Genomic DNA, 12,608 nt, shown 5'->3' with positions numbered 1-12,608 from the left:
ACGTCCTTGTTCATGGTATATCATGGGCTTAGCCATCAGGTGAACGACAATATCCCGCTTTCAGCGGTGGATCACATCTTCATTTTTATCCCTCTCACGGATAGCGCCTATGCTATCCGTGCCGCGGTATCCCGATTAGAGCACATCCTCGAACCACTTAACGGTTTCGGTCAAGGCACGGTGATAACCATCGTGCAGTGGGGTATTGGGTAACGTCATGGCTTTGCCACCACGGCTGTACCTAGCGATCATTTGATTGTCTGACTCCGGACAAACGGGATCATCTTTTAGACTAAGCGCTAAGATCGGCACCTCAGTGCGTCGGCCAGTAAGCAACCCTTGATTTTTTAGCGACCAAGCCTGTAAGCGCGTTTTTAATGTGTCGATAGGAATACGACGCCCCAAGCGTGATCCGAGGGTATCCAAGTACATAGGCGGCATTTTTTTCATTAAAGAGGCGTCTGTCAGTAACGCATGAACAATGCCACCGAGTGACGCACTGGCTTTCACGCGATGCGGCTCGAGAAACGCCATTCTCACTGCCGGATTGGCACCAAAGCGAATGCCCATGGTGCCCACACGGTGATGATCCACCCAAGGGACATCGACCAACTTATCCAACATCGCGGTGTGCAAACGGCTGGTATCTTCATTGAGATGCCAATGGCAGCTATGCCCCACGGAGGGCATATCTAGGGTCAACACCGCAATGTCGGCGGGGGCAAAATAGTCAACAAACAAGCGCCACAAGTCAGTTTGTAAGCTATCTAAGCTGCCGCTTAAGATAACCACCGGTAGCGTAGCGTCGGTGCGGGGTAAATAGAGATACCCTTTCAGTGATTTCCCATCTAGCCGCGTCTCCACCGTTTTCACTGTGAACGGCAGTTGTGCAATCGCACTCTCGAACGCCTTAAATGCCAAGGTTTCCGACTGTAGCGCCAAGCTGTCCCCTTTCAAGTGTGGGTAAGCGGCAATACCAAAATATGTGCAAGCTTGTAGCCATTGCTCCCCTGCTTGTTTGGCTTTTCCCTCATCCATCAAGGCTTGGGCGGCTTTTTGATGCTGCATGCCAACCGCTGTCCATTCATAATTCCAGTTTCCCGAGCGGTAGCCTTCAACGGTATCGAGCAATGTTTCTACCGAGCGCGAGTTGTCTGAGTGAGCGATACGGGCAAAGATGGCCTCCATTTCCAATGGCTCAACCCCTTGCCACGTCCACTGACCACGACGGCGCATTCGATACCAACTCGACTCACTGTCACCATCAAATGCCGAGTAATCTGACTGTTGGGTTTGCTGAACGGCACCGAATAGGGTCGATGTCTCGGTGGCATGCTTGTGTTTAGCAAACAGTTTGACCGATAGGTTTTGTGATTCGTTGTCCGACACACCCGCTCCTAGGCTTTTTATGTAACGTGCTGTTAGTTTAAACCATACACATATCAAGGCCATGATTTTCCGCACTAATCAGCCATACCAGCCAAAAGCGTCACCCCAGAAACCAAAAACGCCGCGTAACAACGCGACGTTTTTTGAGGTGGGAGTATGAATGGCTTACTTGGCGATGGGATCAATATAACTGACCGCCATATCCCAAGGCTGTTCAATCCAGGTGTCTTGGGCAATATCGACCACATAGTCATCTACCAAAGGTTTCCCTGCCGGCTTGGCACTGACAGTGACGAAGCGCGCTTTCGGGTATAGCTGGCGGACCATTTCTGCGGTACCCCCGGTATCGACCAGATCATCCACCACGATAAAGCCTTCACCATCACCTGGGGCTTGCTTCACCACTCGCATATCGCGTTGATGGTCATGGTCATAGCTTGAAATACACACAGTATCGACATGACGAATACCCAATTCACGAGCCAGTATGGCTGCGGGTACGAGGCCTCCGCGGCTTACGGCAATAATCCCCTTCCATTGCTCTGCGGGCAGCAATTTCTCCGCCAACTGACGGGTGTACATCTGCATATTGTCCCAAGTGATAATAAACTTATTGCTCATGGTGAAAACCTCGTGGCGACTCTCGCCTTGTTATAACATCAATGTGGGCAGCTGTTTTACACCAAGAAAACGAACTTGAGTAAGAACAACCCCGCCAAAATCCAAATACTGACAGGGACTTCTCGCCCTTTGCCCGCAAAGGTTTTTACGGCACAAAACGCAATAAAGCCAAGCCCGATACCGCTTGCAATCGAATACGTCAGCGGCATCAGCAAACAGACAACCACCACAGGGGCCGCTTCTGTGAGATCTCGCCAATTGATACCGACTAAGCCAGACATCATCAAGATCGCCACATAAAACAATGCGCCGGCGGTCGCATAAGCTGGCACCATCCCCGCGAGCGGCGCAAAAAAGAGCGCGAGCAAAAACAAGATGCCGACAACGACCGCCGTTAGGCCTGTGCGCCCGCCCGCGGCGACCCCGGAGACACTCTCAATGTAAGAAGTCGTGTTTGACGTGCCTAAAAGCGCCCCGACGGAGGTCGCGGTACTGTCTGCCAGTAAAGCACGATTTAAACGCGGTAGTTTACCATCTTTGTCGAGAAGTTCCGCGCGCTGTGCCACACCCACTAAGGTTCCTGCGGTATCAAAAAGGTCAACAAACAAAAATGCGAACACAATCGACACCAACCCCACTTCCAATGCGCCAGAAAAATCTAGCTGCATAAACGTCGGTGCTAAGCTCGGTGGTGCTGACATCACGCCCCCATAAGCCACATCTCCGGCAATCACACCAATCACGGTGACCGCTAAAATGGCAATCATGACCGCCCCTTTCAAACCACGATGCACAAGGCCAATGGTCAGGAAGAACCCGAGTGCCGCCATCGCGGGGGCGAACGCGGTCACATCGCCCAGTGCCACCATGGTGGCTGGATGATCAACCACAATCCCCGCATTTTGTAAGGCAATCAGTGCCAAGAAAAGACCAATACCAGCGGAGATCCCCGTCCTCAATGACATGGGAATGGAGTTAATAATCCACTCTCGCACGCGCAATACACTCAGCAAGATAAAACATAGGCCCGAGATAAAGACCGCCGCTAGCGCAACTTGCCACGAGTGTCCCATTTGCAATACCACCGTGTAGGTGAAGAAAGCATTCAAGCCCATCCCCGGCGCCTGCCCCACCGGATAGTTGGCAACAATCCCCATCACCAAACAACCAATTGCGGCAGCGAGACAGGTGGCGACAAAGACAGCGCCTTTGTCCATGCCCGTTTCGGCTAAAATCGATGGGTTGACGAATATGATGTACGCCATGGTTAAGAAAGTGGTAAACCCAGCAATCACTTCCGTGCGAAGATCTGTGCCATGGGCCTTGAGTTTAAATAAACGCTCTAACATCGGTTATGTCCCAAACTAAAAGTGGTGTATCGCTAGATACCAAAAGGAAAACGTTTGCGTGGTAAAATTTGGCGCAAATCTTACCGATCGATGGCGGAAATTTCCAGCGTAAAAAGACCGGAACAAGGGTAAATATCGCCGACTCGAACAGATAACTGTCAAAATCGTCATTATTCGGTAGCAAACAGGCAAAAAAAAACGCCACACATTGTGCGGCGCCAGAATTAAAGCGTTTGCTTCTGGATCAGAAATGTCTCTGTAAGAGCGGGGGAATCGTAAAACTTACTTGCTATACCCGAACGGTGCCGGATACGTAAAACCTTGTGTATAGACTGACTGCTGGTTCCAGTAGTAGCTTGATACCATGCCTTCCATTTTTAACCTCTCTCAAGTTTAAACCAATGTTGTTCACATTTATCTCGGTTCCTTGGAGGCGAATACTCGGGTTCACTCCATGAACAACTGGCAAGCTTGGTTGCCAATGTCTAGATAATACCCCAATGGTAATTTATTTACAAGCATAATGGTGACCATAGTCACAAAAAGTTCATATGTGTAATTTAATTACAGTAAAAACGCCTAGTAATGCTGGCATAAGTGGTTTCTCTCCGTGACTGTTGTCGACATAGAGACAGTGATATCCTTGGGTTTGTTTTTCCATTCCAGAGAGGCCTGCTACGAAAAAGGCCATAGATAAAATAAAATGGAGTCTACCGTGTCTGAAATCAGCCAATTATCACCCCGCCCCGTTTGGGCATTCTTCGACCAGATCTGTGCTATTCCTCATCCCTCTTATCATGAGTCGCAACTTGCTCAATTTATTATCGACTGGGCTAAAGGGCGCGGCCTAGACGTCCGTCAGGATCAAACGGGGAACGTATTTATTCGTAAACCGGCAACGCCCGGAATGGAAAACCGTAAAGGGGTCGTACTCCAAGCCCACTTGGATATGGTGCCGCAGAAAAACGAGCATACCGATCACGATTTCACTCGCGATCCTATTCGTCCTTATGTCGATGGTGACTGGGTGACCGCTGATGGCACGACATTAGGCGCGGACAATGGCATTGGCATGGCTTCATGCCTTGCGGTACTAGACGCTGATGACATTGAGCATGGCCCGCTAGAGGTGCTACTTACCACCAATGAAGAAGCCGGAATGGATGGCGCATTTGGCTTGGAAGCAGGATGGCTAGAAGGCGACGTTTTGCTCAACACGGATTCGGAGCAAGAAGGCGAAGTCTATATGGGGTGTGCCGGTGGCGTCGATGCCAGCATGCATTTTCCGATTGAGCGACAAATCAACGACGAGGGGCTTGCGCGCTTTACCGTGGGGATCAAAGGGCTAAAAGGTGGTCACTCAGGAGTCGACATCCACACCGGACGCGCCAATGCCAATAAATTACTGGCCCGTTTGCTCAGTCATCATCTTGGAGAAACGGATACACGCCTACTCGCATTGCGGGGCGGCACCTTGCGTAATGCCATCCCGCGAGAGGCGTTTGCCGATATCGCCATCCCTAAAGGCCAGCAGCAAGCGCTGGCGGCGGCTGTCGATGATTTTGCCATGCTGATGAAAGACGAACTTGGCCAGCTTGAACAGCAAGTCACTGTCATTCTAGAGCCGTGTGATAACCCCATTGCACCGCTGACACGCGCCGTGCAATCCCGTTTATTGGCGGCCTTGAATGCCGCACCAAACGGCGTTGTCAGAATGAGTGATGATGTTCCGGGCGTGGTCGAAACGTCACTGAATTTAGGGGTTATCAACACCGAAGAGGATCGCATTACTGTGCTATTTCTGATCCGCTCGTTAATCGATTCAGGCAGAGAAATGATGCAGGGGATGCTGCAATCTTTGGCAAGCCTCGCCAATGTCACGGTCGAGTTCTCAGGCGCATATCCAGGCTGGAAGCCCGATCCTGACTCACAAATCATGCATATTTTCCGTGACACCTATGAAGGTATTTATCAGCGTAAGCCTGACATTATGGTGATTCATGCTGGCCTTGAATGTGGCTTGTTTAAGAAGCCGTATCCAACGATGGATATGATCTCCTTCGGCCCGACCATCAAGTTCCCACATTCACCCGATGAAAAAGTGCATATCGACAGTGTGGGCCATTACTGGCAGCAAATGCAGGCGATTTTAARGGCGATCCCCACTAAATCAGCCTAACCCAGTAAGCTAAGTTGGGGGGCATTATCGTCCCCCAATCCCACCGATAGCCCAATCAGTCGTATGTGTCGTCCCTCGCCACGATAAAACGCCTCATGCAGCAAGGTATCAAACAACGCGCGGTCAAGTGACTCGCATCGATGCGCCACCGTGGTGGTTTGAAAATCATTGAACTTGATTTTTATCCCCTGCCGACAAATTCGGCCACTAGCATCGGCTTTTTCTAAGCGAACCAATAACGCTTGATAGAGGTGATCTATCCAGGGTAGACAGGCCTCGAGCTGGTCAATATCCTCGGAGAGGGTCCGCTCTACACCCACGGATTTGCGAACTCGCTCAACTTCAACCTCTCGTGGGTCAATACCGTGCGCCCGCTGCCATAGCACGGCACCAAATTTCCCCATCCGCTGTATCAAACCGGTTTGATCGCAGGCCTGGATATCTGCGCAGGTAAAAAGGTTCCATTCATGTAGTTTCGTCAATGTGACTCGACCCACACCAGGAATTGACTGCAAAGGGAGGTCACGGACAAAGTCATCCACCTGCTCAGGCCCCACCACACAAATGCCATCCGGTTTGTTTTTGTCAGAGGCGACTTTAGCGACAAACTTCACCGGTGCTACACCGGCTGATGCGGTAAGACCAAGCTCTTTATAAATATCGCGCCGAATCGCTTGAGCTATCCGCGTCGCAGAGTTTTGTAGACAAACAGTGTCGGTGACATCGAGGTAAGCTTCATCCAAAGATAACGGCTCGATGAGATCGGTGTAGCGATGAAAGATAGCATGAAGCTGCTGAGACACTCGGCGGTATTTGCCCATATCGCCGCGCATCACGGTTAACCCAGGGCACAGTTTAAGAGCTTGGGCGGTCGCCATTGCCGAGCGGATCCCAAATCGGCGCGCCGGATAATTACAGGTCGCTATCACACCTCGCCCATCCGCAGACCCACCAATCGCTAAGGGAATGGTTTGTAACGCAGGATTATCCCGCATTTCGACGGCCGCATAAAAACAGTCCATGTCGATATGGATAATTTTCTTGCTCGCTCGGCGGGTTTTTGAGCTCGTCATTATGCTGCGTCGCTAACAGCCCAACCGTGGCGGTCACCACGGTGGGCATTCTCTTTAGATGATTTGGTTTTTCTTCCATTCACGCGTTTTTTCCGCGCGATCTTCTCGCTTTTTCCGCGCATCACATGGCTCTGGGCAGTCGCACTCTTTTTCGATACCGACGGCCCCTAAGCCACCACAGCTACCACTGATCGTTTTCTGCTGCACGATGTAACCAATTGCCATGCCGGCAATGACGAGTACAAAGACAGCAAAGGTGATAAGAAAAACTGACATAATTGCTCACCTACTTTTAGTCGTCACGCTCAGCAACATAACGCTGAACGCTAGTTCCACGCCTAATGCGTGTAATAGTAGCCGCCAGTGCGCGTGACGCACTAACGGTTTAGGTACGGTTTAAAGGCCTCTGACGCCATTTCTGTAAACCCGTCATCGGTTTTGACCACCATAAACGCGGGAATATCCGCTTGGTTGGCCAGCGCCATGGCCTTTTCCGGCCCCAACACCATAAAGCCCGTCGCTAAACCATCGGCGGTCATGCAAGACGGATCAAGCACAGTGACGGACACGAGGTGATGATTAATGGGTCGTCCTGTTTTGGGGTCAATAATGTGCGAATAACGTACACCATCTTGCTCAAAATAGTTACGGTAATCGCCAGACGTAGCGACGGCCATATCACCGGGCTGAATGATCTCTTGCACAGATTGCGCGCCAGCACTGGGTTTTTCGATGGCAATCCGCCACGGGTTTTGATCTTGGTTGACACCCTTTAATTGTAACTCACCGCCAATCTCAACCAAATAATTATCGAGACCAAGCGTGGCGAGATAATTGGCGACCACATCTACCCCATACCCTTTGGCAATCGTCGACAAATCGACATACAAGTCAGGATGGGTTTTGGTGAGGGTGTTGCCTTCAACCTGTAAATGCTCCAACCCAATCCTTTCCATGCGTGAGGCGATGTCTTTGTCGCTCGGAATATTCTCTGGGCGTTTCTCGGGGCCAAAGCTCCATAAGTTCACCAACGGGCCTACAGTGACATCGAGCGCCCCTTGAGTGAACTCATTCAGCCGAATCGCTTCTTTCACCACGGTCGCGGTTGCTGGCGATACGTCCATTGGTGTATCCGCTTTCCGCTGATTGAACTGGCTGAGTTCAGAATCGGTACGATACGTCGACATCTGATCGTTGACTCGTTCCAAGCGCTTATCAATTTCAGCTTGAATCACATCCTGTGATGGCGCGTTGTCGGTGGCGATATATTTCACCGAGTAGTATGTTCCCATGGTCTCACCGGTCAGATGCACCAGCTCAGGAGCACGGTCGCAACCGAGCAATCCGACAGCTAGCGCAAATACCCATGCACAGCGTAACCATAACGTCTTCATAGTGGTGTCCTTCGACATCAGTTTCATACGTAAAATGGCTGACCCATAGGCCAGCCATTAAGCGGTAAGACAGACTGTCGGTGTTTACCCGCCGAAATCATCCAGAAGAATGTTTTCGTCTTCGACACCCAGGTCTTTAAGCAAACCAATCACGGCGGCGTTCATCATCGGCGGCCCACACATGTAATATTCACAATCTTCTGGCGCTTCATGATCTTTCAAGTAGTTTTCATAAAGGACATTGTGAATAAAGCCCGTGTCCCCTTCCCAGTTATCCTCTGGAAGCGGATCCGATAGCGCACAATACCACTCGAAGTTATCGTTTTGCTCTTGGAGCATATCGAAGTCTTCGACATAGAACATTTCTCGCTTAGAGCGCGCACCATACCAGAAGGTGATCTTACGATCGGTGTTCAGACGCTTAAGCTGGTCAAAGATGTGTGAGCGCATTGGCGCCATACCGGCACCACCACCCACAAATACCATCTCCGCATCGGTGTCTTTAGCAAAGAACTCACCGAATGGCCCAGAGATTGTACACTTGTCACCTGGCTTGAGTGACCAAATATAGGACGACATCTGACCTGGTGGCACATCAGGATTACGTGGTGGTGGCGTTGCCACACGCACGTTCAGCATGATAATGCCTTCCTCTTCTGGGTAGTTTGCCATCGAGTACGCACGGATGATCTCTTCATCCACCTTCGACTCATAGCGGAAAAGATTAAACTTCTCCCAGTCTTCAAGATATTCCTCTGGAATATCAAAGTCTGAGTATTTGATGTGGTGCGGTGGCGCTTCAATTTGAATATAACCGCCAGCTCGGAAGGGAACCGACTCGCCATCAGGGATACGTAGTTTAAGCTCTTTGATGAAGGTGGCTTTGTTATCGTTGGAGATAACTTCACATTCCCACTTCTTCACCCCAAAGATTTCTTCGGGAAGCTCAATTTTCATGTCTTGCTTGACTGCAACCTGACATGAAAGACGCTCACCTTCACGTGCTTCACCTTTGGTGATGTGGTCAAGCTCGGTCGGCAGAATATCACCACCACCTTCTTTGATCTTCACGCGGCACTGACCACATGAACCACCGCCACCACAGGCAGACGATACAAACACACCAGCACCGGCCAGTGCGCCAAGCAGTTTACCGCCTGGCTGAGTAACGATCGCTTTTTCAGGATCGTCATTGATATCAATTGTGACGTCTCCGGTTGGTACCAGCTTGGATTTGGCGAACAAGATCACCAATACCAATGCCAGCACAATCAGAGTAAACATCACTACACCAAGAATAATGTCCATTGACTATTCCTTTTCTCGCAGTTTACCCGGCTTACAGTTGCACACCAGAGAAAGACATAAAGCCCAATGCCATCAGGCCAACAGAGATAAAGGTGATTCCCAATCCCCGCAGTGCTGGCGGCACGTCTGAATACTTCATTTTCTCACGGATACCCGCAAGGGCGACGATGGCTAACATCCAGCCCACCCCAGAGCCGAAGCCATATACGACTGACTCTGCGAAGTTGTAATCACGCTGTACCATGAATGATACGCCACCAAAGATGGCGCAGTTCACCGTAATCAACGGCAGGAAGATACCTAACGCGTTGTAAAGTGGCGGGAAGAAGCGATCTAATACCATTTCCAAGATCTGGACCAATGCGGCGATAACACCGATAAAGGTCACAAAGTTTAGAAAGCTTAGATCGATCCCCTTCACCAACGCGTCTTCACGCAGGATCAGGTTGTAGACCAAATTGTTAACCGGTACTGCGATAGTCAATACCACCACCACGGCGACACCAAGGCCAAACGCCGTTTTTACTTTCTTAGATACCGCCAAGAACGTACACATGCCGAGGAAGAATGCCAGCGCCATGTTCTCAATAAAGATTGAGCGCACCAGCAGGCTCAAATAATGTTCCATGTGCTGTTACTCCTTCGCTTCAACTTGTTCTGGTTTGAAGGTACGCACAATCCAAATCAAAAAGCCGATTAGGAAGAATGCAGATGGGGCCAATAGCATCATGCCGTTTGGCTGATACCAACCCCCTTCACTGACTACAGGCAGGATAGACACGCCAAAGACAGAGCCTGAGCCCAGAAGCTCGCGGAAGAAGGCAACCGTCATCAGAACGAAACCATAACCTAATGCGTTACCCAAACCATCGATAAATGACGGCAGCGGCGACGATTTCATCGCATACGCTTCCGCGCGCCCCATCACGATACAGTTGGTAATGATAAGGCCAACAAATACCGATAGCTGCTTGGAAATATCGTAGACAAAGGCTTTAAGTGTCTGGTCAACCACGATAACCAATGACGCGATGATCGCCATTTGCACGATGATACGTACACTGTTAGGAATGTGATTGCGGATGAGCGATACGAACAAGTTAGACATGGCAGTCACGAACATCACCGCCAAGGTCATAACAAAGGCCGTTTGCATCTGCGTCGTCACCGCCAGTGCCGAACATACACCGAGAACCTGAAGGGCAATCGGGTTATTGTCTAACACCGGCGATAGCAGATTTTTCTTCAGTTCTTTCGCTTCAGCCATTGGTCAGGCCTCCCTCACGAACTTTTGCTAGGAATGGACCAAAGCCCAAATCACCTAGCCAGAAATCAAATTGTTTCTCCACACCGTTACTGGTCAGGGTTGCACCCGATAGCGCATCAATACCGTGCTCACTATCACTCGGTGCACCGCCTTTAACCACCTTGATAGCAGGCTCGCCTTGGTCGTTAAACAGCTTTTTGCCATCCCACTTCGCGCGCCATTTCGGGTTTTCAACTTCGCCACCCAAGCCCGGGGTTTCCCCTTGCTCATAATAGACGATGTCTGCCACCGTATTGCCATCGGGCTCGACCGCAACAAACGCATACATCATGCTCCAAAGACCCGAGCCTTTAACTGGCAAGATGAGACGTTGCAAATCACCTGCGTCGTTTTTCACTAAGTAGATCTTTGCGATATCAGCACGACGGCCAAAACCCGCAATGTTTTCCTCACCACTCAGTTTTCTTGACAATTCAGGGTCTTTGGCGGCTTCACGCTGATCATAGTCAGCGACTTCCTCAACATTCACCGCATCAGCGCTAACAAAGTCGCCTTTTTCTAGGCTAACTAGACGCGGCTCAATGTACTTGTTGTACGCATCGTTGATCGCACTCTTACCGCCCGACACCTCAATGCCGGCGACTGAAAGAATGTTCTTTTGTACGTCTAGCTTTGCGTTCATCTGCTGCAAAGGACGTAGCGCTACCGCTGCACCGGACACCACGATTGAGCACACCAAGCTCAACGCGATAACAACGATCAGCGTTTTCTTAATACTATCGTTACTACTTGCCATTACGAGCCAGTCTCCGTTTGATGTTGCCCTGAATCACCAAGTTATCGAACAAGGGTGCAAACAGGTTAGCGAACAGGATCGCCAGCATCATGCCTTCAGGGTATGCTGGGTTGACCACGCGAATGATCACAGCCATGGCACCGATCAATGCGCCGTACCACCACTTCGCTTTGTTAGTAAACGCGGCTGAAACGGGATCCGTTGCCATAAACATCATGCCGAATGCAAAGCCACCAAGTACCAAGTGCCAGTAAAAAGGCATGCTAAACATCGGGTTAGTGTCGGAACCAATCAGGTTAAACAGGGTTGCCGCAACGGCCATACCCAAGAAGGTACCTAAGATGATGCGCCATGAGGCAATGCGCATATATACCAAGGCCGCACCACCAATCAAGATAGCCAAGGTTGACACTTCACCGATAGAGCCTGGGATATTACCGATAAAGGCATCCATCCAAGACATCGTTTGTCCAGTGACATTGTGTTGCAGTGCTTCTTCACCACCTGAATACCATTGGCTCAGTGCCGTTGCGCCTGAGTAGCCGTCTGCAGCTGTCCACACCAAATCGCCAGAGATCTGCGCGGGATAAGCAAAGAACAAGAACGCTCGTCCGGCAAGCGCCGGGTTCAAGAAGTTACGCCCAGTTCCCCCGAAGATTTCTTTTGCAACCACGACACCAAAGGTAATACCCAGTGCAGCCTGCCACAATGGCAAGGTTGGCGGCACGATTAGCGCAAAGAGAATCGAGGTAACGAAGAAACCTTCGTTGACTTCATGCTTACGCACGATGCAGAACAGGACTTCCCAAAAACCACCCACAATAAATACGGTGGCATAAATAGGCAGGAAGTAGGTGGCGCCTAGAATGGTTTTGGTTCCCCATCCCGCGGCGGTTAGCGGCCCCGCAATCGCCTCAGTCAGCCAATAGTGCCAATTCCCTTCAATGATTTGCGCAAGCTGCGCGCCTTCATACAAATGGTTCAGGCCCATAATGGCTTGGTTACCTGTATTGTACATACCCCAGAACATTGCGGGGAACACAGCAAACCACACCATGATCATGATGCGTTTCAAATCGATGCTGTCACGCACGTGCGCGCCGGCTTTAGTCACCATACCCGGGGTGTACAAAATGGTGGCAACCGCTTCGTACAGGGCAAACCATTTTTCATGTTTGCCACCTGGCTCAAAGTGTGGCTCGATTTGCTCTAGAAAATTTTTAAGGCTCATC

At 50.4% G+C, this 12,608-nt stretch carries 12 protein-coding genes; 1 reads left to right on the top strand and 11 read right to left on the bottom strand.

Going from position 1 to position 12,608, the window contains the following annotated elements; translation table 11 throughout:
* Positions 1 to 135 precede the first annotated feature (135 nt).
* From frsA to BZG23_RS00235, 3 genes are all read right to left on the bottom strand, one after another.
* Positions 136 to 1,389, bottom strand: a complete 1,254-nt coding sequence (gene frsA, locus BZG23_RS00245; RefSeq protein ID WP_077578615.1) for an esterase FrsA — start codon at positions 1,387 to 1,389, stop codon at positions 136 to 138.
* 165 nt (positions 1,390 to 1,554) lie between these two features.
* Entirely contained in the window at positions 1,555 to 2,010 is a 456-nt protein-coding gene (gene gpt, locus BZG23_RS00240; RefSeq protein WP_069361135.1) for a xanthine phosphoribosyltransferase, read from the bottom strand.
* A gap of 56 nt (positions 2,011 to 2,066) precedes the next feature.
* Positions 2,067 to 3,359, bottom strand: coding sequence for an NCS2 family permease (locus tag BZG23_RS00235; RefSeq protein ID WP_077605813.1), 1,293 nt, complete (start codon positions 3,357 to 3,359; stop codon positions 2,067 to 2,069).
* A 703-nt stretch (positions 3,360 to 4,062) separates the two neighbouring features.
* Between BZG23_RS00235 and BZG23_RS00230 the strand changes: the two genes are divergently transcribed.
* A complete protein-coding gene (locus tag BZG23_RS00230) occupies positions 4,063 to 5,538 on the top strand; it encodes an aminoacyl-histidine dipeptidase (protein ID WP_198532101.1) in 1,476 nt (491 codons plus the stop codon).
* Here BZG23_RS00230 and dinB read toward each other — a convergent pair.
* The 8 genes from dinB to BZG23_RS00190 all read right to left on the bottom strand — a co-directional run bounded on the left by dinB (position 5,535) and on the right by BZG23_RS00190 (position 12,607).
* Positions 5,535 to 6,611 carry a DNA polymerase IV gene (gene dinB / locus BZG23_RS00225; RefSeq protein ID WP_077605811.1) on the bottom strand — a complete coding sequence of 359 codons (1,077 nt, stop codon included), beginning with the start codon at positions 6,609 to 6,611 and terminating at the stop codon, positions 5,535 to 5,537. The genes BZG23_RS00230 and dinB overlap by 4 nt on opposite strands.
* Before the next feature lie 54 nt (positions 6,612 to 6,665).
* Positions 6,666 to 6,887, bottom strand: coding sequence for a (Na+)-NQR maturation NqrM (gene nqrM, locus BZG23_RS00220; protein WP_046073749.1), 222 nt, complete (start codon positions 6,885 to 6,887; stop codon positions 6,666 to 6,668).
* A gap of 101 nt (positions 6,888 to 6,988) precedes the next feature.
* A complete protein-coding gene (locus BZG23_RS00215) occupies positions 6,989 to 8,005 on the bottom strand; it encodes an FAD:protein FMN transferase (RefSeq protein WP_046073750.1) in 1,017 nt (338 codons plus the stop codon).
* A gap of 84 nt (positions 8,006 to 8,089) precedes the next feature.
* Positions 8,090 to 9,313 (bottom strand): NADH:ubiquinone reductase (Na(+)-transporting) subunit F, encoded by a 1,224-nt coding sequence (gene nqrF / locus BZG23_RS00210; protein WP_046073751.1) that lies wholly within the window; start codon positions 9,311 to 9,313, stop codon positions 8,090 to 8,092.
* A 31-nt stretch (positions 9,314 to 9,344) separates the two neighbouring features.
* On the bottom strand, positions 9,345 to 9,941 hold the full coding sequence (nqrE, locus tag BZG23_RS00205; RefSeq protein ID WP_046073752.1) for an NADH:ubiquinone reductase (Na(+)-transporting) subunit E: 597 nt from the start codon (positions 9,939 to 9,941) through the stop codon (positions 9,345 to 9,347).
* 6 nt (positions 9,942 to 9,947) lie between these two features.
* A complete protein-coding gene (locus BZG23_RS00200; protein ID WP_046073753.1) occupies positions 9,948 to 10,580 on the bottom strand; it encodes an NADH:ubiquinone reductase (Na(+)-transporting) subunit D in 633 nt (210 codons plus the stop codon).
* Complete coding sequence (locus BZG23_RS00195; RefSeq protein WP_077578617.1) at positions 10,573 to 11,376, bottom strand: Na(+)-translocating NADH-quinone reductase subunit C; 804 nt, start codon at positions 11,374 to 11,376, stop codon at positions 10,573 to 10,575. Before BZG23_RS00195 ends, BZG23_RS00200 begins: the two co-directional genes overlap by 8 nt.
* On the bottom strand, positions 11,366 to 12,607 hold the full coding sequence (locus BZG23_RS00190; protein WP_077605810.1) for an NADH:ubiquinone reductase (Na(+)-transporting) subunit B: 1,242 nt from the start codon (positions 12,605 to 12,607) through the stop codon (positions 11,366 to 11,368). Before BZG23_RS00190 ends, BZG23_RS00195 begins: the two co-directional genes overlap by 11 nt.
* Position 12,608: the final 1 nt, after the last annotated feature.

Origin of the sequence: Salinivibrio sp. ML290 (assembly GCF_001995695.1) — a bacterium.
GTDB lineage: Bacteria > Pseudomonadota > Gammaproteobacteria > Enterobacterales > Vibrionaceae > Salinivibrio > Salinivibrio siamensis.
This window is presented reverse-complemented; position numbering and strand designations above follow the sequence as displayed.